Annotated in this window: 27 protein-coding genes; 12 read left to right on the forward strand and 15 right to left on the reverse strand. The window is 61.3% G+C overall.

The window, feature by feature from the left end:
• Nucleotides 1-49 precede the first annotated feature (49 nt).
• Both ACP7EG_RS17460 and ACP7EG_RS17465 read left to right on the forward strand, forming a co-directional pair.
• Entirely contained in the window at nt 50-352 is a 303-nt protein-coding gene (locus ACP7EG_RS17460) for an HNH endonuclease (RefSeq protein WP_426088635.1), read from the forward strand.
• A gap of 668 nt (nt 353-1,020) precedes the next feature.
• Nucleotides 1,021-1,542 carry a GNAT family N-acetyltransferase gene (locus ACP7EG_RS17465; protein ID WP_426088636.1) on the forward strand — a complete coding sequence of 174 codons (522 nt, stop codon included), beginning with the start codon at nt 1,021-1,023 and terminating at the stop codon, nt 1,540-1,542.
• A 196-nt stretch (nt 1,543-1,738) separates the two neighbouring features.
• Here ACP7EG_RS17465 and ACP7EG_RS17470 read toward each other — a convergent pair whose 3' ends face one another.
• The 3 genes from ACP7EG_RS17470 to ACP7EG_RS17480 all read right to left on the reverse strand — a co-directional run bounded on the left by ACP7EG_RS17470 (nt 1,739) and on the right by ACP7EG_RS17480 (nt 4,776).
• On the reverse strand, nt 1,739-2,188 hold the full coding sequence (locus ACP7EG_RS17470) for a GTP pyrophosphokinase (protein WP_426088637.1): 450 nt from the start codon (nt 2,186-2,188) through the stop codon (nt 1,739-1,741).
• A 13-nt stretch (nt 2,189-2,201) separates the two neighbouring features.
• Nucleotides 2,202-3,041: a hypothetical protein gene (locus ACP7EG_RS17475; RefSeq protein WP_426088638.1), complete on the reverse strand. Its 840-nt coding sequence runs from the start codon at nt 3,039-3,041 to the stop codon at nt 2,202-2,204.
• A 133-nt stretch (nt 3,042-3,174) separates the two neighbouring features.
• Entirely contained in the window at nt 3,175-4,776 is a 1,602-nt protein-coding gene (locus ACP7EG_RS17480) for a sensor domain-containing diguanylate cyclase (RefSeq protein WP_426088639.1), read from the reverse strand.
• Between the two features lie 239 nt (nt 4,777-5,015).
• Here ACP7EG_RS17480 and ACP7EG_RS17485 point away from each other — a divergent pair, with 239 nt between their 5' ends.
• The 3 genes from ACP7EG_RS17485 to ACP7EG_RS17495 all read left to right on the forward strand — a co-directional run bounded on the left by ACP7EG_RS17485 (nt 5,016) and on the right by ACP7EG_RS17495 (nt 7,404).
• On the forward strand, nt 5,016-5,525 hold the full coding sequence (locus ACP7EG_RS17485; protein ID WP_426088640.1) for a hypothetical protein: 510 nt from the start codon (nt 5,016-5,018) through the stop codon (nt 5,523-5,525).
• Nucleotides 5,525-5,908 carry a hypothetical protein gene (locus ACP7EG_RS17490; RefSeq protein WP_426088641.1) on the forward strand — a complete coding sequence of 128 codons (384 nt, stop codon included), beginning with the start codon at nt 5,525-5,527 and terminating at the stop codon, nt 5,906-5,908. Before ACP7EG_RS17485 ends, ACP7EG_RS17490 begins: the two co-directional genes overlap by 1 nt.
• Before the next feature lie 341 nt (nt 5,909-6,249).
• A complete protein-coding gene (locus ACP7EG_RS17495; RefSeq protein ID WP_426088642.1) occupies nt 6,250-7,404 on the forward strand; it encodes a sensor histidine kinase in 1,155 nt (384 codons plus the stop codon).
• A 33-nt stretch (nt 7,405-7,437) separates the two neighbouring features.
• Here the strand turns inward: ACP7EG_RS17495 and ACP7EG_RS17500 are convergent, their stop codons facing one another.
• The 5 genes from ACP7EG_RS17500 to ACP7EG_RS17520 all read right to left on the reverse strand — a co-directional run bounded on the left by ACP7EG_RS17500 (nt 7,438) and on the right by ACP7EG_RS17520 (nt 11,509).
• Complete coding sequence (locus tag ACP7EG_RS17500) at nt 7,438-7,683, reverse strand: hypothetical protein (RefSeq protein WP_426088643.1); 246 nt, start codon at nt 7,681-7,683, stop codon at nt 7,438-7,440.
• Between the two features lie 124 nt (nt 7,684-7,807).
• On the reverse strand, nt 7,808-9,253 hold the full coding sequence (locus ACP7EG_RS17505; RefSeq protein ID WP_426088644.1) for an ATPase domain-containing protein: 1,446 nt from the start codon (nt 9,251-9,253) through the stop codon (nt 7,808-7,810).
• Nucleotides 9,250-9,666 carry a hypothetical protein gene (locus ACP7EG_RS17510; RefSeq protein WP_426088645.1) on the reverse strand — a complete coding sequence of 139 codons (417 nt, stop codon included), beginning with the start codon at nt 9,664-9,666 and terminating at the stop codon, nt 9,250-9,252. Before ACP7EG_RS17510 ends, ACP7EG_RS17505 begins: the two co-directional genes overlap by 4 nt.
• 72 nt (nt 9,667-9,738) lie before the next feature.
• Nucleotides 9,739-11,109, reverse strand: coding sequence for a hybrid sensor histidine kinase/response regulator (locus ACP7EG_RS17515; protein WP_426088646.1), 1,371 nt, complete (start codon nt 11,107-11,109; stop codon nt 9,739-9,741).
• A 163-nt stretch (nt 11,110-11,272) separates the two neighbouring features.
• On the reverse strand, nt 11,273-11,509 hold the full coding sequence (locus tag ACP7EG_RS17520; protein WP_426088647.1) for a hypothetical protein: 237 nt from the start codon (nt 11,507-11,509) through the stop codon (nt 11,273-11,275).
• A 159-nt stretch (nt 11,510-11,668) separates the two neighbouring features.
• On the opposite strand from ACP7EG_RS17520, the gene ACP7EG_RS17525 reads away from it, so the two are divergent.
• The 3 genes from ACP7EG_RS17525 to ACP7EG_RS17535 all read left to right on the forward strand — a co-directional run bounded on the left by ACP7EG_RS17525 (nt 11,669) and on the right by ACP7EG_RS17535 (nt 13,776).
• Nucleotides 11,669-12,496 carry a hypothetical protein gene (locus ACP7EG_RS17525; RefSeq protein ID WP_426088648.1) on the forward strand — a complete coding sequence of 276 codons (828 nt, stop codon included), beginning with the start codon at nt 11,669-11,671 and terminating at the stop codon, nt 12,494-12,496.
• A 5-nt stretch (nt 12,497-12,501) separates the two neighbouring features.
• Entirely contained in the window at nt 12,502-12,744 is a 243-nt protein-coding gene (locus tag ACP7EG_RS17530) for an Imm32 family immunity protein (RefSeq protein WP_426088649.1), read from the forward strand.
• Between the two features lie 87 nt (nt 12,745-12,831).
• On the forward strand, nt 12,832-13,776 hold the full coding sequence (locus ACP7EG_RS17535; RefSeq protein WP_426088650.1) for an SMP-30/gluconolactonase/LRE family protein: 945 nt from the start codon (nt 12,832-12,834) through the stop codon (nt 13,774-13,776).
• Between the two features lie 116 nt (nt 13,777-13,892).
• Here ACP7EG_RS17535 and ACP7EG_RS17540 read toward each other — a convergent pair whose 3' ends face one another.
• On the reverse strand, nt 13,893-14,960 hold the full coding sequence (locus ACP7EG_RS17540) for an SDR family oxidoreductase (RefSeq protein WP_426088651.1): 1,068 nt from the start codon (nt 14,958-14,960) through the stop codon (nt 13,893-13,895).
• A gap of 97 nt (nt 14,961-15,057) precedes the next feature.
• On the opposite strand from ACP7EG_RS17540, the gene ACP7EG_RS17545 reads away from it, so the two are divergent.
• The 3 genes from ACP7EG_RS17545 to ACP7EG_RS17555 all read left to right on the forward strand — a co-directional run bounded on the left by ACP7EG_RS17545 (nt 15,058) and on the right by ACP7EG_RS17555 (nt 18,231).
• On the forward strand, nt 15,058-15,972 hold the full coding sequence (locus tag ACP7EG_RS17545; protein WP_426088652.1) for a LysR family transcriptional regulator: 915 nt from the start codon (nt 15,058-15,060) through the stop codon (nt 15,970-15,972).
• A gap of 78 nt (nt 15,973-16,050) precedes the next feature.
• A complete protein-coding gene (locus ACP7EG_RS17550) occupies nt 16,051-17,082 on the forward strand; it encodes a MerR family transcriptional regulator (protein WP_426088653.1) in 1,032 nt (343 codons plus the stop codon).
• Between the two features lie 69 nt (nt 17,083-17,151).
• Complete coding sequence (locus ACP7EG_RS17555) at nt 17,152-18,231, forward strand: hypothetical protein (protein ID WP_426088654.1); 1,080 nt, start codon at nt 17,152-17,154, stop codon at nt 18,229-18,231.
• Here ACP7EG_RS17555 and ACP7EG_RS17560 read toward each other — a convergent pair.
• From ACP7EG_RS17560 to ACP7EG_RS17575, 4 genes are all read right to left on the reverse strand, one after another.
• Nucleotides 18,228-18,929 (reverse strand): M24 family metallopeptidase, encoded by a 702-nt coding sequence (locus ACP7EG_RS17560; RefSeq protein ID WP_426088655.1) that lies wholly within the window; start codon nt 18,927-18,929, stop codon nt 18,228-18,230. The two genes, ACP7EG_RS17555 and ACP7EG_RS17560, sit on opposite strands and share 4 nt — an antisense overlap.
• Before the next feature lie 139 nt (nt 18,930-19,068).
• The gene (locus ACP7EG_RS17565; RefSeq protein WP_426088656.1) at nt 19,069-20,031 is read right to left on the reverse strand and encodes a GlxA family transcriptional regulator; all 963 of its coding nucleotides are present in this window, start codon (nt 20,029-20,031) and stop codon (nt 19,069-19,071) included.
• A gap of 3 nt (nt 20,032-20,034) precedes the next feature.
• Nucleotides 20,035-21,246 (reverse strand): D-amino acid dehydrogenase, encoded by a 1,212-nt coding sequence (locus tag ACP7EG_RS17570; RefSeq protein WP_426088657.1) that lies wholly within the window; start codon nt 21,244-21,246, stop codon nt 20,035-20,037.
• Nucleotides 21,243-21,695 carry a winged helix-turn-helix transcriptional regulator gene (locus ACP7EG_RS17575; protein WP_426088658.1) on the reverse strand — a complete coding sequence of 151 codons (453 nt, stop codon included), beginning with the start codon at nt 21,693-21,695 and terminating at the stop codon, nt 21,243-21,245. The genes ACP7EG_RS17570 and ACP7EG_RS17575 overlap by 4 nt, the downstream gene beginning before the upstream one ends.
• A 90-nt stretch (nt 21,696-21,785) precedes the next feature.
• Here ACP7EG_RS17575 and ACP7EG_RS17580 point away from each other — a divergent pair, with 90 nt between their 5' ends.
• Nucleotides 21,786-22,976 carry an MFS transporter gene (locus tag ACP7EG_RS17580; RefSeq protein ID WP_426088659.1) on the forward strand — a complete coding sequence of 397 codons (1,191 nt, stop codon included), beginning with the start codon at nt 21,786-21,788 and terminating at the stop codon, nt 22,974-22,976.
• On the opposite strand, the gene ACP7EG_RS17585 is transcribed toward ACP7EG_RS17580, so the two are convergent.
• A complete protein-coding gene (locus ACP7EG_RS17585) occupies nt 22,973-23,668 on the reverse strand; it encodes a Crp/Fnr family transcriptional regulator (RefSeq protein WP_092798371.1) in 696 nt (231 codons plus the stop codon). The genes ACP7EG_RS17580 and ACP7EG_RS17585 overlap by 4 nt on opposite strands.
• 155 nt (nt 23,669-23,823) lie before the next feature.
• Nucleotides 23,824-24,471, reverse strand: a complete 648-nt coding sequence (locus tag ACP7EG_RS17590) for a response regulator (protein WP_099760313.1) — start codon at nt 24,469-24,471, stop codon at nt 23,824-23,826.
• Nucleotides 24,472-24,500: the final 29 nt, after the last annotated feature.

Raw genomic sequence — 24,500 nt, forward strand, 5'->3', positions numbered from 1 at the left:
AGGGGCCGATGATATAGTGGCGGGAATGTATACACTGAAAGAAAATGCCATGAAAAACGACGCAACCGCTCGCCCGCAAGCAACCCAGGCACCTGCCAGACTCAGCAAAGGGGACTTCGTCACGGCACTGCGCAAGCAGTTGCAAGAAGCAGCAAAGGCCGGTGAAACCAGCGTGGACGTACGCGCTGCGACCCTGCACACCGACGTTGGCGTTTATCCCGCGCGCGGCCACTCGATGCCGACCTGTTGTACGGTAATGTATGAAGAGATGCAGCCGGGTGACGAGATACTGCTGACGCCACCCGGCGGCAAAGGACCTACGCTGCTGGTACGGTATAAATTCCCGCGCTGAGATTCGAGGTCTTAAGTACTGGTGGCAATTCAGAGCGCTAATCGGCTCCGTGCGCTTCCTCCCTATTGTGTTGAAAAAGTTGAGTGGCAACAATTTCGGGAGGTCTCAGATCTCCAGCCTGCCGGTGATCGTTCACTAGCGACGGTACTGGCCAGCTCAGGCTGACAGGAATTCTATCTACAGGTCAATGTACCCGCGTTTTCAACACAATAGGCCGACAGCTGCCGTTGCGGGTTGCTTGTCTGTATTTTGCCAACAAAACCTTCAAGATTCCTAAAAAATCTAAGTTTACGGTAGCTTCGATTCCCGCCGTCGAATAAATAAAAGGGCTTCCCCGTTTTGGCGGGGAAGCCCTTTTTATTTATTCCCTGCATGCGGAATGCGGGCAGCACATCTGCGTCCGGTATGGGCACGGGGGTTTTGCGGGACTTCGGTGAGCGCAACCCTCCGATTCTTCTGACTCGGTTTTGCGCCGCAGGCGGTTTTTCCTAATGAAAACCTCCGCAGCTCAGGCGGCGCACAAATGGCGGACCAGACCTTCGCCTGCGCAGCTTCTCAGGAAGCAACATAAAATCCGTTCACTGCAGGACTTGGGCAACAGGGAACCCACGGAATGATGCAATTTACAATATTATTGCCTCTCCCATTTCTGACTAAATCGAAAGCATATGATTAATATCCGTGAGGCTGAAATAACAGACCTGCGCGCTCTACAAGAAATCGGCTGCCAGACCTATCGTGAGCATTTTTCGGATATTTGGTCCGCTACCGGAATATCAGATTTCCTGGATCAAGATTTTTCTCCCAGCGCGCTTGAAAATTCGCTCAATTCATTGAAGCAAGTCTGGCTTGTCGCTTCCGACGAAAGCGGAAAAGTCGTCGGCTTCGCCAAGGTCAACTTGTCGAAGCCGGCGCCTATCAGCGGCGAGGTGGGCCTGGAACTGCAGAAGATATACTTCCTCAAATCCGAGGCTGGGCGCGGTTATGGAAAGCAGCTTTTGAGCTACATTCACGATCTAGCGCTAGAGCGCAGGGAGAGCTTGATATGGTTAGATGTGCTCAAAACCAACTTAAGTGCTCGCCGCTTCTACGCGAAACAGGGTTTTCAAGAGCGCGGTGAAATCCCCTTCCAAACAGACAAAGTTGCAATTGGAATGGTAGTCATGGTCTGCCAACTGCCAATGACGTGACGCCTCAGCTCGCGTGCACTACGTACCGGTATGAGCCTCAGAAAACAAGGCAGCGGTTCCAATGCCGGTTTATACGAATCGGCGCCCAGGCGCAGCAAGAAGTACCCCGGCCAACGACAGGGTAGCTCTGCGGCGATAGTGCTTGCAGGTGCCGGGATCAGGCCTTCCATTCGGATACGATCCCGACATTCCAGAATCATTGCTGCGATATTAATCGCTTAATCGCCCGCCGATACTTCTCCACCCGCTCCAGATCCTTCTGCGTCGGTGCCCCTATCCTCGACAAATCGCTGTTTTCCGCCAGATCAGCCAACTTGACGGTCTTGCCGACCGGGTCCAGGGCCGCGCGGGCGATGAACGCTTCGTACGACTCGCCTTCGATCCTGGTCACGGCGCGTACGCCGTCGATGACTTCCTGGGAAAATCCTTCGCGCGCGAGGTCGTCGAAGGTGATTTTTCCATCACTGTCTTCCACCACATCATGCAGCACGGCAACGATCTGCTGGGCGCCGGGGGCGACGCGCAGCATGACGCGCAAGGGGTGGAGTATGTACGGCGCGCCGCCCTTGTCCGTCTGGCCGGCATGGGTAGCGGCGGCGATTTCAATCGCGCGCTCCAGGGTGGCGCGTCTTGCGTGTTCACTCATGTTCAATCCTTGTTCACTCCGCTTTGGTTGTCGTGCCCGTTGCGCGCCAGCCGCGGCGCTGCACATGGCACACGCTCGTGCACAGCAAGGCTGGCAACAATAAATTGAGGACCGGTATGAGCATCAGCAAACACAGCAGCAGACCCAGGGCAAAGATCACCGGGCGCTGCTCGCGGCGCAACGCCGTTTGTTGTTCCACGCTGAGCACCTCTTCGGCCGCCGCGCCGTAGATCATTTGCACATTCCAGGCCAGCAAGTACGAGATCAGCACGCACATCGCCCACACGGGAATCAGCAGGGAAAGCAGCAGCAACAGGCGCCGCCGCCAAACGGGGCGCGCGGCGGATGCATCCTGGCTGGCCGGCGCTTGCCAGGCAACATAGCGGCGCGCCGCCACGGCCTTGGCGCGCTCCAGCAACAACCAGCGCAGCGGCAAGCGCGCCGTACCGATGGCGCCGACGATAAAGACCATCACATAGAAAAAAGCAGCCAGCGCCAGCAGCGCCAGGGCGATCTGGCCGATCGACAGCAGGGCCTTGGCGGCGCTGCCCAGGCCGCCGGCAATATTGCCCATCTGCGAGACGGTGGCAGGCCCGTTGGCGAGTGTCCCGACGCCATCCATCACGCCCAGGCCCAGCAAGCCGGTGACGGACACCAGCGCCAGCATGGCGCTCAGTTCGACAAAGAAACGGCCGAAACAGCTATACAGTCCCAGCCACAGCGCCACGACCGCCATGCACCACAGCGCGGAGCGCCACCACAAGCCCGCATGACGCGCGTCGCGCAGTCCCAGGCCGACGCATGTGAAGGCTTCCCGCCAGGCCAGCAGCCAGGTGTGCAATGTTTGTGTCACGCTCAAGCGTACTCCGCAGTGAGGGGCGGATACGTCGATCCGGATGTTGCCGATTGTACATGGACGAGGCTGGCATACGCGCCACTCAGGACACAGCACAAAGCTGACGGCGGCCCTCAGCATTCAGAAATTGCTATCGAAACGCAAAAACAGTCGCAGCCGGCTCGGCACTTTCGCAAGCAGACTCATAGCAGACCTGGTTTCTGCCGGATGCCTTGGCCTTGTACAAGGCCTTATCAGCGAGCTCAACCAACTCGACTGCCTGGTTTTCCAGATGCGACGGCATAAAAGCCGCCACGCCGACGCTGGCCGTCACCACGCCAAGAGGATTGCCCCGATGTTCGATTCCCAGCGACTGCACGGCATGGCGAACGCCTTCAGCCACCGCCAATGCGCCCGCCAGATCCGTACCGGGCAATAAAATGACCAATTCCTCGCCACCATAGCGCGCAGCAAGGTCGCCCGGTCTGCGCATGCTGTAGGCCACCACTTTGCCAATTTTTCTCAGGCACTCGTCGCCGGCCACATGGCCATAGATATCGTTGTATTGTTTAAAGAAGTCGACATCGATCAAGACCAGTCCCAGAGTACTTTCTTCGCGCTGCGCACGGCTGAACTCTGCGCTTAGCGACTGATCGAAATGGCGCCGGTTCGCCAGCCCCGTCAACCCGTCCTGATTGGCAAGCCGGGCCAGGGTTTCATTGATCAATTCCAGCTCATTGCGCGCCTCACGCAATCCCGCCTCGCTCTTGACCCGCAAATCGATTTGCCGCACCACGCGGTAGCCGATGAAGGCAATCAGCAGTACCAGTACGCCGCCCACGGCATTTTGCATCAACGTATCGAGACGCCACGCAGCGAGCACTTCATCCTGTGACAACGCGGCAGAGACCACCAACGGGTATTCCTCGACTCTGCGGTAGCTATTGATACGCGTCACGCCATCGACGCGCGACCGGATCACGGCCGTGCCAACCGGACTTTTGGGTAAATAATCATGAAACACCGGGAACTGCGAAATATCGCGTCCCAGCAAGCTCTCATCGAACGGCCGCCGCAATAAAAGAATGCCCGCTCCATTCGCAATGAAAATGGCGCCTTTTTCGCCCATCGCAAAACGTTCGTAAAACTCCCTGAAATAATTCATGTCGATGGTCGCCAGCGCCACGCCGCCGAAACTGCCGTCAGGCATATTGATCCGCCGCGATACCGTGACGATCCAGTCCCCGGTCGATTTGCTGCGCACGGGCGGGCCGACATAAGGCCCCCGGTCATCATGCGTTCGATGGTATTTAAAATAATCTCGATCGGAATTATTCAGATTGCTCAACAGCGTTTTCTGGGAGTTCACCAGCCAGCTGCCATCCTTGGCATAAATGAAGATGCCGTGTAACTGGGGCAGCTCGCCGACACGGGTGACCAGCAATTTATGGATACGCTCCAGTTCAAGGTCGGAGACACCATCTGTCTCCACCCGCTCCACCAGTCCGACCAGCACCGTATCGGCCTCCTTGATGGTGTCATAGGCATGCTGCGCAACGGATTGCGCCAGATTGGCGCTTTCACGGGCAGCTTCATTGAGCTGCACTTCCCGGGCACGCAAGGTCATCCATAACTGGAGCGCCAGCAGCGACAGGCACACCAGCACGACAAATGAGATGGCCAGCGGCAACAAGGAAAAAATCCGGAAACCCGCTCCCGGCAGTCGTGGCGGCAGGCTGCGTGACCTGGTCATGGATACACTCCCGGATTGATATCCAGTGAAGTGTGCACTAAATAGTGCAACAACATATTCACACATCGTCACAAAAGATATAAAAAAGCTACCGCGACACTTGCCGGGCAACGTGTTCTTTCCGCCAGGCGGTGGTGAATCCTGTTCCAGCCCGCATTGTTTGCGGAAGCGCAATCTCAGATGGAACGGAATGCGAAACAATGCCAACTCCCACACCGTTGCACCTGGCGGAGTCGAGCATGCTTGAAGTTCAGCCCAGGGATAAGCGCGGTTTTTCTATCCTGCCCCAGGCTCCGGAAGATGCCGGGTATTACGTCTATGGCAATCTGCACCGGATGCCACATTCCGGCCATATGGCCCAATATGCGCACCCCAGCTTGCTATCCCTGATCTTTTACATCGAACGTGAATGGCAGGCAATTGATGATCGGAAATTTGGCATCGGCAATATCAGCATCGCGGAAGGATTGGCGTACGACAAGCATGTGAGCCACAGAAAGGGCATTGAAATGGATCTACGCCCCCTGCGGAAGGACAAGCGGGAAGGCCAGTGCGCACGCGTGTCGCGCTTTGATGCCGTATATGACCGGGACGCCACCATCAAATTGATACGGCTGTTTTTGCGCCATCCCATGGTCACCAAGGTCTTCTTTAACGACGGTGAGGTACAAAAGGCGATTGCCAGTGGTCGCGTCCGGTCTCTGCAAGGGCACGACGACCATCTTCATATTGAGATCAGAGAGCACTGATGAATATTCGCCTTGCATGCTGCGCCATGGCGCTCGCTCTATTCTCGCCGTCGCAAGCCGCGGACAAGCCGCCGGCATGGACTGGCGAACCACGCCCCTTGCGGGGTGACTATCAGATCTATGGCGGAACGCTGTCCGAAATGCTGCCGCCCACGCGAAACGACCGGAAAGTGGCAATCATGGTCAAAGGGGAATTGGCACGCGAACTGTTTGCCCAGCTCGGCCCCGATGTGAAACAGGAGCAGGCATGCAGTTCCTCGGCGGACTACCGTGAGCGGCGCAGGGGGGATATTACCTGCGTTCATACAAAAGGGGCAGCATACGAATGCTATTTCGGACTCGACCTGCGTACGGGAAAAGGGATGTTTGGAGCAATCTGCTAAGTAATCCTCAGGAAATTATTGTGAATTTATGACGAACAGAACCGAATGCTATGCAAGGCGCCCGCTGCGACGCAGTGCGAGCACTGCTAGCAGCGGGCAACACAGCAGAGCGCCGGTTATGGAAGTCAGAAATCACAATAATTTATTGGGGGTTACTTAGCCCGGGCGCTGCCTGGCACAGCTAAACCCAGGGCCCGCCTCCCTGTACTGGCGCACATCCAGCCGAATTCCTCCGCCGGAGCGACTCTAGCTGCATATGGCACCCGGAGCAGAACCCAATCCCCCATCCATCGCGTCAACGGCGTACACTGGCTCTTCTACCATCAACGCATCGGTCCATCGTGAAACTATCGTGCTTTATTACCGACCATCTGGAGCAGATCCTGGTGGAGTGGGAACTCTTCGCCAGCTCGCTCCCCATTCCTGGAGCCGCCATCTCGAAATCCGAATTACGCGATCATGCAAAGCAGATGCTGGAAACCATCGTGCGCGACATGGATGTCATCGAGAACGCGGCGCAGCGGAAAAAGAAATCGACCACGGGCGTGTCGGAAATAGCGGGCAAGGAAACGGCAGCCGCCACGCATGGTTCCCTGCGCCAGCAGATCGGCTTCACGCTGCCGCAGCTGACGGCGGAATTTCGCGCGATGCGGGCCAGCGTTCTGCGACTGTGGATGGCACAGGTATCAGTAGCGTCAAAAACGGCAACGGAAGACATCCTGCGCTTCAATGAAGCGATCGACAAGGCGTTGCAGGAATCGGCCATACGCTATTCGCAGCAAAGCGACCGCACCCGTAATACCTTTCTCGCCATCCTCAGCCACGATCTGCGCAGCCCGCTGAGCACCATGACGATGGCCGGTGCGCTGCTGAGCAGGCCGAGCGCGAACCCCTCTTCCACGGTAGAGATCGGTGCACGCGTTGCCCGCAGCGCGGCCGCCATGACAACCATGGTGAACGATCTGCTGGAATTTGCCAGGACGCAGCTGGGCGGACACATGCCCGTCTCCCCCTCCTTGGGCGATATCGGGGAAATCTGCAAGACGGCCGTCGAGGATGCCTCGGCCGCTCACCCGAAATGCAAGTTTGAACTGAGCACCACGGGCGAAATGATTGGCGACTTCGATGCGCCCCGCCTGGCCCAGCTGTTTTCCAATTTGCTCAACAATGCTGCGCAGTATCGCACCGACGACCAGCCAGTGACCATCACGGCCTGCGGCGATGCCGATATGGCCGTGGTGCAAGTGAAGAATTTTGGCCGCCAGATACCGCATGCCTTGCTGAAGACCATATTCGATCCCCTGGTACAGCTGGCCATTTCTGACGAGTACAAGTCGCCAAATGCCACCAGTATTGGCCTGGGTCTGTTTATCGCGCGTGAAATCGCCTGCGCGCACGGCGGCACCATCGGCGCCGAGTCCAGCCTGGAATGCGGCACGGTATTTACCGTGCGCCTGCCCAGGGTAGCGCTGAACGAGAACGCGAACGGCGGCTAGCCGCGCGCGCTCACCTGCCGGGACAGGCTCGCCCTATCTGCGGCTGAGCGGCACATACTCGCCCGGCAAGCTGGCCGCTTCCAGCGCATCGGCAAAGGCCAGCAGGAACTTCGCCTGGCCATGTTCCGACACCAGCAGGGAGGCACCCTTGTGGCGCAGCAATTTCAATACTTCCTGCTGGTGCGCCTGGTATTCGCTGGAGTGACCATAAAACGTTTGATACATCTCCAGCGTTTCCATGGCCTTCGCGGCCAGGATGAATTCGGGTTTGTCCATCATATCTCCTCTTGATCAGCTGGGAAACACAGAAGACGCATTGATCCCCTGTGCGCACGGCCATCACCGTCGGCATGGCCACACTTGCATCATACGCCGCAACTCAGCCGTCACCAACAGCATGTGTCTAGGCGCGGTACGGCTCGCCCGACAGGATGCCCTGATACTGGCTGAGGGCGGCGCCGATCTTCATGCCTTCGGCGTCGATATCATAGAAGCGGATATCCTTGCTGTGGCCGCTGCCGCGCACCTTCACCACCGATACCACGCGCTTGAACTGGCCTTCGAGCTCGATGTAGCGCTGCATGACGATGGCGTCGGCCAGGAAGGCGTTGCCGTAGGAACTGAAGCGCAGCATGGTGTACTGGTCTTCCAGCTCGGCTGTCATCAGCACGGACACGCCCATGTCCGTCAAGGCCGCCACCAGACGGTACAGCGATTCGCGGAAATCCTCGCGGAACATCGAGGCCAGCGCCATTTCAAAGCCGGACAGCGAATCGATCACCACGCGCTTGGCCTTCATGCGCGTGATCATGCTCACCAGGTCATGCAGGATTTCATCCAGCGACAAATCCAGGGTGCGCGTGTTGATGACGCCGATCTGGCCGGAACTGACGAGTGTACTCAATTGATGGCTGAGCAGCTGGTTCGGGCTTTTCTCAAAGGCGGCGATCACGCCGGGCTCGCCGCAACGCACGCCTTCCGTCAAGAATTGCGTGGCCAGCACGGTCTTGCCGGAACCGGACGGCCCCACCAGCAGCAGTGAGTAACCTGCCGGCAAGCCGCCGCCCATCATGGTATCGAGCTCCGGCACGCCCAGCGACAGGCGCTCATTGCCGGAAATACTGACCTTTCCCATGCCGCTGGTCTTCAGCACCGCGCGGGGAAAGATTTCCACCCCATCATCATTGATGCGGAAGGTGTGCACGCCCAGACTTTGCGCCTGTCCGCGCATCTTGACCACCTGGATCTTGCGCACCATGGCGTCGCGGTGCACGAGCTGCGACAGCCACAGGATGCCGTCGGCCACCGTGAACACGGCGCTCGATTCGGCCTCGGGCGCCAGGTATTCGCCGATCAGGAAGGTCGTGGCCAGCCAGCTGGTCATTTGCGCGCCCAGCTGCTGCACGAAATTCTGCAGGCCGGCCGGGCCCGCGTCCACGGCCTTCGCCGACTGCACCACGGAGCGGAAGGAATCGACGAAGACCAGGCTGGGAGAGAACGCCTCGACTTCTTCGGCGATGCGCGCCAGCACGCGGTCGAAATCGCCGTCCAGCAAGTCTGCCGACAGATTGACGAACTTGATCGACTGATTGATCTTGTCCACATCGAAGAAGGGAAACTGCTGCTGATAGCGCAGCATCTTCAGCGGTGGCTCGCCCAGGACCGTGAAAAACAGCGCCTTGCGCTCGGGCGTGGCGAGGGAAAACATGATCTGGTGCGCCAGCGTCGTCTTGCCGCTGCCGGGCGTGCCCGCCACCAGGTTGAAGGAAAACTCGGGTATTCCGCCGCCCAGCAGTTCGTCCAACCCCGGCACGCCAGTGGCCAGGCGGTGGATGGTGACTTTGTTCATTCGTTCGGCTCCGTTCCAGCATTATTCACAACGTCATCACCCCAGGCTCTGAGGAGGATGCTATTCGTTAAGAGTTCGCCAATTAATAAAATAAGGGTGTTGATGAAGTGCATCAACATCGCCGTGCTTGCCGCACAGGCGGCGCTGTCAGCCTGTCCCTGCAAGCTGGCGCGCAAGGCGGTCATGGCAGCTGCCAGTGCTTGCGGCGGATGGAGCGTCAACCAGCTGAACTGTTTCTGACTCTGGTGCAAGCTGCGGGTATACATCAACTCCACGCCCCGCTCACCTATGATCTGATTCAATTCAGTGGCCAGTTGCTCCCACAGGCGAATACTGACGACTACCACCGCACCGGGCTCGCGTAACAGCGCGTGCTCTATCCTGCGCTGCCGCTGTTCATGGGCTGTGGCCATAATCGGATCTTTTCTCTGCGGTTTTCGGTGCTTGGACCATGTTAAACAAAAGCATCAGGGTTTCCTCGCCCATCAGCGCGGAACCGTTGCCGTGATTATTCTCGACAAAGCGTCGATATTGATGGGCTTTACCAGGTAGTGGTCAAACCCTGCCTCGCCAGCGCGGTCGAACTGACCAAGCTGGCTGTACCCTGACGCGGCGACAAAGCACGGCAGCGGCGCCGGCAAGGCCGCGCGGGCCGAGCTGATGACCTGGAAGCCATCCATGCCCGGCAAGCCGATATCGCACACGATCACATCGTAGGGCGCATCGAGCGCGGCACGCAAGCCGCTGGGGCCGTCGTTGCGCACGTCGACATGGTGGCCGTCCTGCGTCAGCAGCAGCGCCAGCATTTCCGCCGCATCGGCATTATCCTCGATCAGCAAGATGCGCCGTGGCAGTGCGCACGCCGCAGGTGCCGCCTGCATGTCCTGCGATGGCGGCGCCAGCGACGACAAGGGCAGCTGCAAGACAAACTGGCAGCCAAAGCCGACCCCGGCGCTGAAGACATCCACGGTGCCGCCATGCAACTGGGTAATGATGCGCACCAGCGACAGGCCGATGCCCAAGCCGCCCTGCGCCCGTTCCAGCGAACGGAAGCCCTGGGTAAACAAGTCGAAGATGAAGGGCTGGATATCGAGGGCGATGCCTGCGCCATCGTCGCTGACGGCAATTTCCACCAACTCATCGTGGCGCCTGACGACGATGTCGATGTGGCCAAACTCGTGCGTAAATTTGCTGGCATTGATGAGCAAGTTCGCAAACACCTGCGTCAGGCGCACCAGGTCCCCTTCGATCACCAGGGCTTCCTTCGGCAGGCTCACGCTCAGCACTTGCTGGCGTTGGCTGATGCTGGCCTGGCCAACTTCCACGGCACTGGCGATGATGTCGCTCAGCAGGATGGGCGCCAGCTGCAAGGTGATCTTGCCGCTGCTGACGCGCGAAGCGTCGAGCAAATCGTCGATCAGGCGCGCCATATGCGCCACCTGGCGGCCGATCACGCCATGCACATCCACCAGTTGGGGATCGAGGTCGACCTTCTTGGCCAGCAAATCATTGGCCATTGCGAGCGGCTGCAAGGGGTTGCGCAACTCATGCGCGAGCATGGCCAGAAATTCTGTCTGGCGCATGGTTGTCGCTTCGGCGGACGCCTGCATATCCTGCGCACCAAACGTCGCCAGCACGAGATTTTGATTGGCTTCGCGCAACTGCATGATCAACAGGCCAAAAGCGTCGGATTTATCCTTTTCCTGCAACTGCATCTTGGCCATGATCAACAGTTGATTGATCGTCTCGCGCAGCAGTTTGACTTCGCGGTTATGCAATGCCTGCAGATTTTGCTCGGAGGGCAACTGCTGGGCGGGCGCATCCTCAGGATCCGGCGAGACTGCTGTGTGGTGCATGGTGACGGTGTGCGGCCTGTGGGGGCCGGCCTCAAGGACAACTCTTCGTTCCGCGGCGTTCACTCAGACCTCGCCGCGCACGCCAGCTCTATTGCTGCATACGGTGTATTACTTTCTAGCTGAGCACGATACTCTATTTTCCTCATGAAATGAAAGCATTCGATTACTTATCGTCAACAGTGCGCAGGGGTAGCACGTAATTGGCGAGCTGCCAGCCCATGGCCAAGGCCGATTGCTCCGCCTCGTGCTGCGTGCTGCGATTTTCCAGATTGGCTTGCCGCACATCTTCAAAGCCGCACTTGCTCAGCACCAACTGTCCCTGCCAGCACCCCTCGGGCAATTCGCAGGCATAGGCCGAGATCACGAAACCATTGTGGGTGGTGGGGTTCGCATAAGACATGAGGCCTCCGTGGGATTGCCAGCGACGTAGTGAACAAGCACCACGGTCATCATTGCAGTATAGTCAGACTGAGTGTAACCGCAATACGCTTCAAAGTAAGCACAATGCGGCGCAAATTCCATTTAAATCAACTACATACGCATCAGGCCGCCTGACGGAATGGTCGCGCGCGCGCATTGGCAACATATTGCATTCCGTGCAAAAATGCGCCTGTCGCAACCCTCCCCCGCATTGCCAATGGACCAATACCATTTCCTCGTCGGCGAATTCGCAAAAAACAGCCCCTTCATTCCCGCCGCGGCCAGCGCACAGCTGTTTGCCTGGTTCGCGCAGATCGGCGAACCCGTCGAGCGCTACGGCAACAAGCGCGGCAAGATCGTCAAGTTCTCACAGCGAAATTACGAGAAGATGCTGTTCGCGCCAGAGACCGACGGCATCGGACTGCTCTCGCCGCGCATCGTGCCGCCCGACGAAGCTGACGAGGCCGTTAACTGCGACGCGCAGGCCATGTATTCGTCGGACTCGTCGCTGATTCTGTCCATACGCGCCAGCAAGCTTGCGCTGGCGCCCTTGTTCGACGGAGCACGGGCCATACCCGGCCTGTTTGACCATTGCGAATATTTTTACTGCTACGCTGAAACACAGGGCTATGGCACCGGCTACGCACTCGGCTACCGGCAGCTCGATGAGGCCCATCCGATGACCTTTGGCATTCCTTGCCCGGCAAACAACTGGTCCGCCATCAAGCGGCGCGGGCTGCAAGATGCGCACCTGCGCGATGTATATCCCATCAATGGTTTCACGCAAGCCAGACTGGACGCGCTGCCGCCCGAGCGCCGGCAAGCGCTGCGCGGTGCGATGCAAGCCCATGGCCGCTGTGAAGAATATGCCGGCTGGATCTTCTGGTACCTGCAGCCGGGGGAACAGGAAGCGGCCCGCGCCGCACTGAACGCACACGCCATGCTGGGCGCCTACATCAACAATTGACAACCATGACCCCACACTTATCGCTGCACTGCTACCTGCAAGACACGCCTTCCGAGCAAGCGCTGCCCTGCTCCGACGTGACCATCCACGCCGACCCGGCCACCCTGCGCGCCATCGCCCATTTTCTGCTGGCCAGCGCCGACGAGTTTGATCTGGCGCAAGACCGCGCCGGCATGCACGCGCATTTGCAGGATGCCTGGGCCGGCTGGCAGGACGACTTCCCCGACCTGATCGTGGTGGCGGCCTGAGGTGAGGCTTGGGGTAAGGCATACAATGGCGCCCCGCTTGCTGCGCCTCGGGTAACATACGCCACCTTTGCCATACAGAGATCCCTGATGTCCGATACCCGAACCGCCCTGCCGACGCTGCGCGCCGCCGTGCTGGCCGCCGCGCTGTCCAGCCTGTCCGCCTGCGCCAGTCCGCCCGCGCACGAAGCGCTGTTTCTCACCACCACCTTCACGCCCGCGCATTCCTTTACCAAGGGCATTGAAGGCCCGGCCGTGGATGCGGATGGCAATATCTACGCCGTCAACTTTGCGCGCCAGCAAACCATCGGCAAGGTGCGTCCCGATGGCAGCGGCGAAGTGTGGCTGACCCTGCCCGGCACCAGCATCGCCAACGGCATCCGCTTCGGCAGCCGGGGCCAGATGTATCTGGCCGACTACATGGAACACACGATTTACCTGGTCGATCCGGCCACGCGCGCGCTCACCATCCACGCGCGCGAGCCGCGCATGACGCAGCCGAACGACATCGCCATCACGGCTGACGACGTGCTGTACGCGAGCGACCCGAACTGGAAGGAAAACACGGGCCGCGTGTGGCGCATCGCGCAAGACGGCACGGTGACCCTGGCGCTCGACACCATGGGTACGGCCAACGGCATCGAAGTGAGTCCTGACGGCAAGATTTTGTATGTGAATGAAAGCGTGCAGCGCAATATCTGGATGTACGACATTGCCGCCGACGGCAGCCTGAGCGGCAAGCGCTTGCTGATCAAGTTTGACGATTTCGGCATGGACGGCATGCGCGTGGATGTCGACGGCAACCTTTACGTGACGCGCTACGGCAAGGGCACGGTGGTGAAACTGTCGCCGCAGGGCCGCATCCTGCGCGAAATCAGCGTGCCCGGCGCCAAGCCCAGCAACATCACCTTTGGCGGCCCCGACGGCCGCACGGCGTATGTGACGGAAGTGGTGCAGGGACGCCTGCTGCAATTTCGCGTCGACCGCCCGGGCCTGGAGTGGCAGCGGGCGCAGGAGCGGCGCAAGGCCGAATAGCAGGATGTCGGCTTACGCGCTTGCGCGCCAAGCCGACCTACGCACTACCACGATGACCCGGTAGGTCGGCTTAGCCGGAACGGCGTAAGCCGACAACATCGTTGGCCGCGACCAGGTCAGCGGGGAATCACGCGCTCCGCCTTCAACTTCTCGAACAGATTGAAGAAGGCATCTTGCGTATCCTGGTAGTCGAGGAAGCCCGCCTTACGGCTCTTGCCCATGTCCGTCATCACTTCCATCGGCCGGCCCAGGTCGGCATCCGTATGCCACCAGGAAGCCAGGCGGCTGATATCGGCTTCCGCCAGATCATGCTGCTGCGCGATAGCACGCCACTGCGCGGGCGCATCCTGCATGCGCTCAGCCAGCGGCGCCATCGTTTCCGGCAAGTCCGCCGCTGCCACGCCGAAATACGCAGCCAGGCGCGGCCACAGCCACTTCCAGCGAAACACGTCGCCATTGACGATATTGAAATCCTCGTTGCGTGCGGCGGGGCTATCCGCCGCCCACGCCAGGTGGCGCGCGATCTGGCCCGCGTCCGTCATGTCGGACAAACCATGCCACTGCGCGGGTGAACCGGGAAAGACGAAGGGCGCGCCGCTGGCCTTGCACAAATTCGCGTACACGGCCAGGGTCAGGCCCATGTTCATGGCATTGCCCAGCGCATAGCCGATGATGGTGTGCGGGCGGTGCACGCTCCACGTAAAGCCGTACTGAGCGGCGGCCGCGAACAGGCGGTCTTCTTGCTCATAGTAAAAATTCTCGACGTCTTGGCGGCCCTGCTCTTCGCGGAACGGCGTCACAGGCACTGTTCCCTTGCCATACGCATCGAACGGTCCCAGGTAATGCTTGAGACCCGTCACCAGCGCCGCGTGGCGCAAGCGGCCGTTTGGCCCCAGCGCGGCCAGCACGTTGGCCACCATGGCGCCGTTGACGCGGATGTTTTCCTGCTCGTTGGCCTGGCGCGCCCAGGCCGTGAAGAAAACGTGGCTGGCGTCCAGGCCCGCCAGCGCGGCGGCGACGGCCGCGCCATCCGTCGCATCGAGTGGCAAAGCCGTGCAGCCAACGGGAACGGGCGTGCGTCCGCGCGAGACGCCAGTCACCTGCCAGCCTTGCGCCAGCAAGTGCGTGGCAAGGTTGCTGCCGATGACGCCGCTGGCGCCGATGATGAGGGCGTGTTTTTGCATGTTAGAAAGCCTCCGAAAGAAAAACCCATCATATCCGCGACTGAAATTCTTATCCGCGATACTATTTCACCTTATTCATGAATAAAATTCGCGAATCATGTTTTCATCGGAACATCTAAAAGGCCTCACGCCCTTCCTCGCCACGGCCGACGCGGGCAGTTTTACGAAGGCGGCCGAGCGCCTGCACCTGAGCAGCTCGGCCGTCAGCAAGAGCGTCGCGCGCCTCGAAGAACGGCTGGGCGTGCTGCTGTTCGAGCGCAGCACGCGCCGGCTGAAACTGAGCGACGCTGGCCGCGCCTATTACGCCACCTGCAAGCGCGTGCTGCAGGAACTGGCGGACGCGGAAGACGTGCTGGCCGAGCACGCGACGGAACTGGCGGGCAAGGTGCGCATCGGCGTGCCGGCATCCTATGGCCGCCTGCGCGTGATGCCGGCGCTGATTGATCTGTGCGAAAAATATCCGCAGCTGCAGCCGTCGATCGCCTTCAGCGACCGCTTCGTCGACCTGTTCGAGGAGCGCATCGATATCGCCGTGCGCATCGGCGCGCCCTCGCACTGGCCGGCCGCGCTGGGGCAGATGCACCTGGGCGACGAGCAGCTGATCCTGTGCGCGGCGCCCGCCTACCTGGCGCGGCGCGGCACGCCCGCCGATATCGCGAATCTGGATGGCCACGACTGCATCGCCTACGGTCGCGGCGACGGCTCGCCCATGCCGTGGCTCTTCCCACACGATGAACATGGCGGGCAGGTGGAATACCGCCTGGCGTCGCCACGCATGACGGTGGGCGACGCGGAAGCACGCACGGCCGCCGTGCTGGCGGGCCTGGGCGTGGCGCAGCTGGCCACCTGGCTGGTGCAGGAACACCTGGCCACGGGCGCCATCGTGGCAATCTTGCCGGAACTGGCCACGCCAGGCTTGCCCCTGTACCTGGCCTGGCCGCTGGCGCGCCAGCTGACGCCGAAGACGGGCACCCTGCTGCAGGAACTGCGGCAGCGGCTGACGATCAATTGACTCAGTTGAATATTTCCCTTGACCCTGACGTGACGTCAGGATCGATGCTGTCCGTACGCACCAGGAAAGGAGCAAACGATGCTGTTGAAAATCGGTGAACTGGCCAGGCTCACGGGCCTGACCATCCGCACCCTGCACCACTACGACAGCATCGGCCTGCTCTCGCCTTCGGCGCGCACGCAAGCTGGCTACCGCCTGTACCAGCACGGCGACATGGACCGGCTGCACCGGATCATGGCGCTGCGCAAGTTCGGGTTGTCGCTGGCCGATATTGCCAACGCCCTCGCCGGCCCGGATCTTCCTTTGCATTCCATCGTGGCGCAGCAGATCGCCATGCTGGAACGCCAGATCGCGCAGGCTTCCACCTTGCACGCACGCCTGTGCAGCTTGCAGGCGCAACTGGCGCAAGGGCAGGCGCCGGAACTGGCCGAGTGGCTCACCACAATGGAGTTGATGACCATGTACGACAAATATTTTAGTCACGAAGAACTGCAACAACTGCCGCTGCTGTCGGACGCGGCCGTGGAACAGGAATGGAAAGAACTGGTAGCGAGAGTGCGCGCCGTCAAAGACGCGGGCGCCAGCCCCGGCGATGCGCAAGCGCAGGCGCTGGCCACGCAATGGATGGTCAAGCTGGTGCGCGACACGGGCGCCCACCCTGGCCTGTTCGCGCGGCTGAACGACATGCACGCGCAGGAGCCATCGATGCAAGCGACGACCAGCATCGATGCGGACTTGATGCAATTCATCATCGCCGCCTTCAATGCCTCGCGCATCGCGCTGTATCGCCCTTTCCTCGATGAGCAGGAATATGCGCACCTGGCCGCCAATTACGGCAAGCGTTCGGGCGAGTGGCCGGCCCTGATCGCCGCCGTGCGCGCCGCCATCGATGCGCGCACGCCGCCCACCGATCCGGCCGTGCTGCAACTGGCGCGGCAGTGGCTGGACCTGTTCCGCGCGTATGCGGGCACGGCCCCCGCCACGCAGCTGAAATTTCGCCAGGCGCACCAGCAGGAACCGCGTTTGATGGAAGGCAGCTTTGTCGACGCCGCCATGCTGCAATACCTGGGCGCGGCGATGGCCGTGGTGGCGCAGGAAAAGCCAGCGTAAAAGTTGGCGTGCGGCATATCCAGGCGATGGCCATGTAGAATCGGCCATCGCCAATCACAGGAAAAACCGATGCGCCGCTTTCTGCTAGCCTGCCTGACCCTGCCCGCCTTGCATATCACCATGGCGGCCGAACCGCCCGTGCAAGGCGTGTGGCAAGGCACCTTGGGCAAGGCGAATATCGTGGCTTGCTTCAACCAGCCCAGCCCCACGCAAGGATCTGACCGCAGCGGCAATTACTACTACACGCGCTACAAGACACCGATCATGCTGGCCAAGCCGAACGGCAAGAGCGACTGGAGCGAATCCGATGCCAAGGGCGATACCACGGGCACGTGGAAACTCAATGCACCGCAGGGCGGCAAGCTCATCGGCACCTGGACGGAGCCGAAAAGCGGCAAGACCCTGCCCCTGGCCTTGACCCTGCTGGAAGCGGCGGGCGACCGCGACCATCCATCCTGCGCCAGCGATGCCTACAACCTGGCGCTGGAAGACTTTCCCAGTACCAAGGTCAGCAAACCCATCGCCTTCGAAGGCAAGCAATACCGCAACTTGCAAGTGGGCGACACCATCACCGTGGAATTGATCGCCCCCGGCGACGGCGTGGCGAAAATCAACGCGCAGCTGCGCACCGTGCTGGCGAAGAACAAGAAGGATCTGGAAGACTTCTATGCCACGCGCCGCGAATATCTGGGCCGCAATGGTTTCACGACGGAAGACGAAGTGTATGCGGAGCCCACCTACTGGTCGCCGCGCTGGGTGACGCTCAAGTTTTACCGCTGGCCGGCCGGCTATGGCGCCAGCGGCATCTCCATTAAATTCCGCACCTGGGACGTGAAAACGGGCCAGGAAACGGACGTGTGGAACTGGTTTGGCGCCAGCGCCAGCGATGGCGACGACAAGGCCGAATTGCCGGATCGCCTGCGCCAGGCCCTCTTCAAGAATGTGACAATCGACGCCGAATGCAAGGGCACGGATTACGACGGACGTGGCCGCTTCCACCTGTCACTGAAGCCGGAAGGTGTGTCGTTCTGGGAAGACTCCAACGGCAGCGGCTGCGAAAACGACTTTTTACTACCCTACAGCAAGGTCGGTCCCTTCCTCACCGTCAAGGGCCGCGCCGCGCTCAGCGATTTGCTGCCGAAGAACTAGCCGCAGGGGCCAGCGTAATAGCTGTCGTCGAGCAGCATATCCTCGAAAAACGCGCCATACGGCAGGGTTGGATGGCGCAAATGAATTTCCAGTATCCAGCGCATGGACGATGGCGAAAAATCGGCGTCGGCCAGCGCACCCGCGTAAATCGTGGCGTGCGGGAAATCGGACACGCGATGCCCTCCCAGGTCGAAGTTCAATTCCCAACCCAGCTTGCGCGCTTCCTTCTCTGCGTAGGCATACAGGGCCGACCCCGTCAGCCGCTCGCGCTGCCACACGCCGCGCACCTGATGGAACAGGTATTCTGCATCGCGCGCGCAACGGGCATAGTCCGCCTGCTGTTCGCTGGCGCCCACCGTAAACGTGGCGCCGCCATCGCCTTCCCACGCCTGCACGCGGGGCGCGATATCGAGAAAGAAAATATCGTTCTCTTGCAGGATCACGCCCGGCTCGGAGGCGCGCTTCATCGGCTTCGTCGTATTGCGGCCGAAGCGCACGCGCGTAGGGTGCCAGCTCAGCGCCAGCCCCATGTCCAGCAGCACCTGCTTCGCCATCGCCACGGCGTCTTCTTCCAGCATGCCGGGACGGATGCGCGCGGCAATCGCGGCGAGCGCTTCGCGCGTCTTGCGGCGCGCCAGTAGCATGCCGTCCTCAGTGTAGGCGGGGCCGACCCGCTCGGCGTCCAGTATGGTGTGCATGTTTGATTTTCCTCAAGGGCGCGGCCGAAGTGGCGCGCCAGCAGGAAAAGTATAGGTTTGCGGCAGGCGCAGCGGGGGTACTGGCTGCCGTGTTTTCCGGACAGCGTGGCAAGCATTCCTGCCATCCCCTCCCTCGTGCCTAGCGGCTGCTGGAAAAGTGCTGCCGGTATTGCCTGGCAGACACGCCGAGCCGCCGCAGGAACACGGCGCGCAGCTGATCTGCCGTGCCGAAACCACAGCGCCAGGCGATGGTTTTCAGCGGTGCGTCACTGACAGCCAGCAAGACGCGCGCAGAGTCGAGCCGGGCGCTTTCGATGAACCGGGCAGGCGTCACGCCCAGCTCCCGCACGAAGATCCTGGCAAAGTTGCGCGGGCTCATGGCTACCAATTGCGCCAGGGTGTCCACGCCCAGCGCCTCGCCCAGATGCGCCAGCACGTATTGCTGTGCCTGCGCCACGGGCGAAGCCGCGTCCACCACGGGCGTCAGATGCGGGCTGAACTGCGACTGCCCGCCTTGGCGCTGCGTGTACACCACCAGGCGCCGCGCCACCTGCAGCGCCAGCGGAGCGCCGCCATCGTCGGCCAGCAAGGATAGCGCCAGGTCGATACCGGCTGTTACACCGGCCGAACTGACCAGCTTGCCGTCGTGCACATAAATGCTGTCCGCATCGACCTGCGCCAGTGGAAAACGGGCAGCCAGCGCCGCCGCGTCGTTCCAGTGCGTGGCTACTTTTTTACCATCAAGCAAGCCTGCATGACCCAGCAGGAACGCACCATTGCAGATGGAGCCATGGCGGCCCGCCTTGCCTGCCGCCCGCGCCAGCCAGGCACTCAGGGCGGCATCGTACGGCTGCGCCGGCAAGCCGGGTCCGCCCGCCACCAACAACAAGTCGTAGGCGTCGTTTGCCTGCGCATAATGCCGGTGCGCGGCCAGGCTCAAGCCATTCGAGCAGCGCAGCAAGCCTTCCTGGGTGCCCAGTACCTCGATCGCGTATTGCTGCTCCGCAGGCAAGAAACTGTTCGCTTCGGCAAACACGTCCATAGGTCCGCTGACGTCGAGCGCCTGCACGCCGGGAAAGATGAGGATGGCGATGGTCGGCATGGCTCAATCCTTTGCCATGGCTGCCACTTGCGCCGCGACCAGCTCCGCCGTCGCGGCTGCCAGGGTCCAGCCCAGGTGGCCGTGGCCCGTGTTGTAGTACACGCCAGGGGCCTTGCCCGGCCCTACTTTCGGCAGCATGGCCGGCAGCATGGGACGCAATCCCGCCCACGGGATCACCTTGCGCGTATTCACGTCAGGAAAGCACTGCTCCACCCACTGCAATAGCGGGCGGATGCGGTCGGCGCGGATGTCGTAATTGATGCCATTGAATTCTGCCGTGCCCGCCACGCGCAGCCGGTCCTCGCCCAGGCGGCTGCTGACCAGCTTGGTCGCGTCGTCGAGCAGGCTGACCTTGGGCGCCCCCGCCTGGCTGGCGGCGTCATCGAGCTGCACGGTGATCGAATAGCCTTTCACGGGATACACGTTCACATGGTCGCCCAGCATTGCCGCCAGGGCGCGGCTGGCCGTGCCCGCGCAGATGACGACGGCGTCGAACAGGGTGCTGTCCTCGCCGATGCTGACGCGCACCTTGCCATGCTCGCGCGCCAGCGCAGTAACTTCCTGACCATAGCGGCATGTCACGCCCAGGCGCACGCAGGCGTCGGCCAGGCCGCTGGTGAATTTGTGGATGTCGCCCGTGGAATCGCTGTCCGTGTAGTAGCCGCCGTAAAAGTCGCCGGTGAGGGCCGGCTCGATGGCGCGCATTTCCAGCAAGCTCACGGCGCGCCGCTGCAAGCCGCCCTTGGCCAGCAGGCGCGATACGCCGGCCGCCCGCTCGAAGCCGCGCCGGTCCCGATACACGTGCAGGATGCCGGCGCGGCGATGATCGAATGCGATGTTTTCCGCTTGCGCCCACGCAAACAAGTGTTCGCGCGCGGCGATCGCCATGCGCGCCGTGGCGATGGTGTTGCGCTCGTAGTCCGGCATGGCGGCGAGAAACTCCGCAAACCAGCTCAGCTTGTGCCAGCCGGGAGTCGGATTGAGCAGCAGCGGCGCATCGCGCCGCGCCATCCATTTCAAGGCGTTCCATATCGTTGCCTTGTGGTTCCACACTTCCGCGTGCGAGGCCGACAATTGCCCGCCGTTCGCATACGACGTTTCCATGGCCGCATAGCGGTGGCGCTCGATCAGGGTGACCTCGACGCCCCGTTTCGCCAGCGCGTAAGCGGTGGTGACGCCCGTGATGCCGGCGCCGAGCACAGCCACCCGCGTCATTGAGGCGACACCTTGTGCACGACGGTATCGCCCGCCTGCAAGACGCGGCCGTCCAGCGCCAGCACGTCCATGCGGCGCACGGGCAAGCCCGAGCCGCGCTGCAGCAGGGTGGAGTGCGCCTCGCCTGGTTCAAACAATTGCGCCTCGCTCCACTGGCGCAAGCCGACGACGACGGGGAACAGGCCCAGCCCCTTGGCCGTCAGCACATATTCCTGGTACGCCGTGCCGTCCGACGCGGGCGCAATGGTGAAAATTCCCTCTTCCACCAGCGTGTGCAGGCGGTCGGCCAGGATGTTCTTCGCCACGCCCAGGCTTTTCTGGAATTCCCCGAACCTGCGCATGCCGTCGAAGGCGTCGCGCACGATCAGCAGCGACCAGCGTTCGCCGATCACGTCGAGCGCGCGCGCCACGGGACAGGGGTCGGTTTTCAGGCTCTTGCGCTTGGCCACGGGTGTCTCCTTGATTGACTGGTTGCATTTTAAAACTTCCCGGCGTAGACTCCAACTGGTTTTAATTTGAAACCACTTATGGACTAGCCCATGCGCGACACAAACCCTCCCCTCACGACAGCACTCCCGCCCACCCTCGTCTGGCTGTTCGCCTGCGCAGCCGGCCTCAGCGTGGCCAATGTGTATTACGCCCAGCCTTTACTCGCCACCCTGGCGCGGGAATTCGGCATGACGGACGCCGCCAGCGGCATGGTCATCACGGCCACGCAGCTCGGCTGCGCGCTGGCCCTGCTGCTGCTGGTGCCCCTGGGCGACATGCTGAACCGGCGCCGCCTGACCCTGTTCCAGCTGGGCTTGCTTGCCATCACTCTGGCGGCGCTGGGCTGCGCCCGTTCCACGCCCGCCTTGCTGGGTGGCATGCTGCTGGTGGGCTTGCTGGGCACGGCCATGACGCAGGGCTTGATCGCCTATGCGGCCAGCGCGGCGGCCAGCCATGAGCGGGGCAGAGTCGTCGGCATGGCGCAGGGCGGCGTGGTGATCGGCTTGCTGCTGGCGCGCACCCTGTCCGGCGTGGTGGCGGACCTGGCCGACTGGCGCGCCGTGTATTTTATTTCGGCGGCCATCGCCTGCGCCCTGCTGTTGCTGCTGTGGCGCAAGCTGCCGCCGGCGCAGCCGGCCAGTCAACGGCTGGCCTACGGCGCGCTGATTGCCTCGATGCTGGACATGCTGCTGCACAACAAGGTGCTGCGCGTGCGCGGCATGCTGGCCCTGCTGATGTTTGCCGTCTTCAATATTTTCTGGAGCGCCCTGGTGCTGCCACTGACTGAGCAAGGCTATAGCCATGCGGCCATCGGCGCGTTTGGCCTGGTGGGCGTGATCGGTGCGCTGGGCGCGGCGCGCGCGGGGGCGCTGGCTGACAAGGGCCGGGCGCAATGGACGACGGGCGCGGCGCTGCTATTGCTGCTGGCCGCGTGGCTGCCGCTCGGCTTTGCCGGTACGGCCCTGTGGCCCTTGATTATCGGCATCATCGCGCTGGACCTGGCGGGCCAGGCCATCCACGTAACGAACCAGAGCCTGATTTTCAAGGACGACAGCGACGCGCACAGCCGCCTGGTGGCGTGCTACATGCTGTTTTATGCGGTGGGAAGCGGATTCGGTGCAATTGCCGCCACCAGCGTGTATGCGCTGGCGGGCTGGCATGCGGTATGCGCGCTGGGCGCGGCGGTCAGCTTGCTCGCCCTGCTGTTCTGGCGGCTGACCTTGCCTGCTGAAAAAACTTAGTTCAAGAGCGCCGTGGCGGAACCATGGCGATACGTCTTCAATGCGTCGGGCTGGATCTGGATCAGCGAACCGCTGACTTTAATCAAATGCAAGTCCGTCAGCTGGTGCAGCACGCGCGACAGGGTGGCGGGCGCCAGGTTCAGGAACGATGCCAGCAGACTTTTCTTCAGGTCCAGCTTGACCTCGTTCGAACGCTGCTGGTCCGATGCCTGCAGCAGATACTCGACCACGCGCTGGGTGGCGTTCTGCACGGAGCAGCGTTCCACGTTGCGGATAAAACCCATCAGGTGGTGCGACAGGCTGTTCATCATCTGGCGTGCGATACGCGGCGACTGGTCCAGCAGGCGCAGCAGCGCGTGCGGCGGGATGCGCAGCAGAAGGCAGTGCTCCAGCGCTTCGGCGCAGAACGGATACGGTTCGTCGAGGAAAATCATGGCTTCGCCAAAGCTCTGGCCCGGACGGATCAGTTCCAGTACCTTGTCGGTACCTTCCATGGAAAACACGCTCAGTTTGACGAGGCCGAAGACCACCACATAGGCGCCTTCAGCCACTTCGCCCTTGCGGAACAGCACTTTGCCTTTTTCCACTTCGACGCGCACGACATCCTGGCGCAATTGTTCTAATTGCGAAGGGGAAATATGGCGGAACAGAGCCTGGCTCGATAGCAAGCCATCGACGTTGACCTTATGCATGACACTCTCTTATTAGATTAGCGAATGACTAAGAGTGTAATGCGCAGGCACCGTCAAGGCCATACGTCAAAGGAACTAGGGTTGTCTAGGCCGGAACGCCATACAGATCAAACAATCGCGCATTTTTTGCCATTTATTTGCGCATTGTTTGATCTTTATTTGCTTAACTCACGCTCGACGGCGTAGACGGCGATCTGCACACGGCTGCTGAGCTTAAGCTTTTTGAGGATGTTTTGCACGTGGATTTTCACCGTGCTTTCGGCCACGTCCAGCTGGCGCGCGATTTCCTTGTTGCTCAGCCCTTGCGCCAGGCAGGCCATGGCTTCGCGTTCGCGCGGTGTCAATTTGTCGTAGTCGGCCTGAGGCGCGTTCTGCCCCGCGCGAAATTGCGACACCAGCTTGGCCGTCATGGCGTCGGCAATCACGGATTCACCGGCGGCGGCGCGGCAGATGGCCTGGCCCAGCTGCTCGGCTTCTATATTTTTCAGCAAGTAGCCGCGTGCGCCAGCGCGCAGGGCCGCGCCCAGGTCGGCCGCGTTTTCCGACACGGTCAGCATCAGCACCACCATCTGCGGCATGTCCTGCAAGATCAGCTGCAGCGCTTCGACGCCCGTTACGCCGGGCATGTTCAAGTCCATCAGCACCACGTCGGGCAGCAGCTCGGCCGTCAGGCGCACGCCGTCGAGTCCGTTCGATGCCTCGCCCACCACCTGGAATAGAGGATTGCGCTGCAACAGCAGCTTGACGCCGCTGCGCAGCAAGGTGTGGTCGTCGACCAGCAGGATTTTGATTGGAGCGTTCACGTATTTGTATCTTTTACCTGGTAAGAATG

Origin of the sequence: Janthinobacterium sp. PSPC1-1, from assembly GCF_049897625.1 — a bacterium.
Classification (GTDB): Bacteria; Pseudomonadota; Gammaproteobacteria; order Burkholderiales; family Burkholderiaceae_D; genus Janthinobacterium; species Janthinobacterium tructae.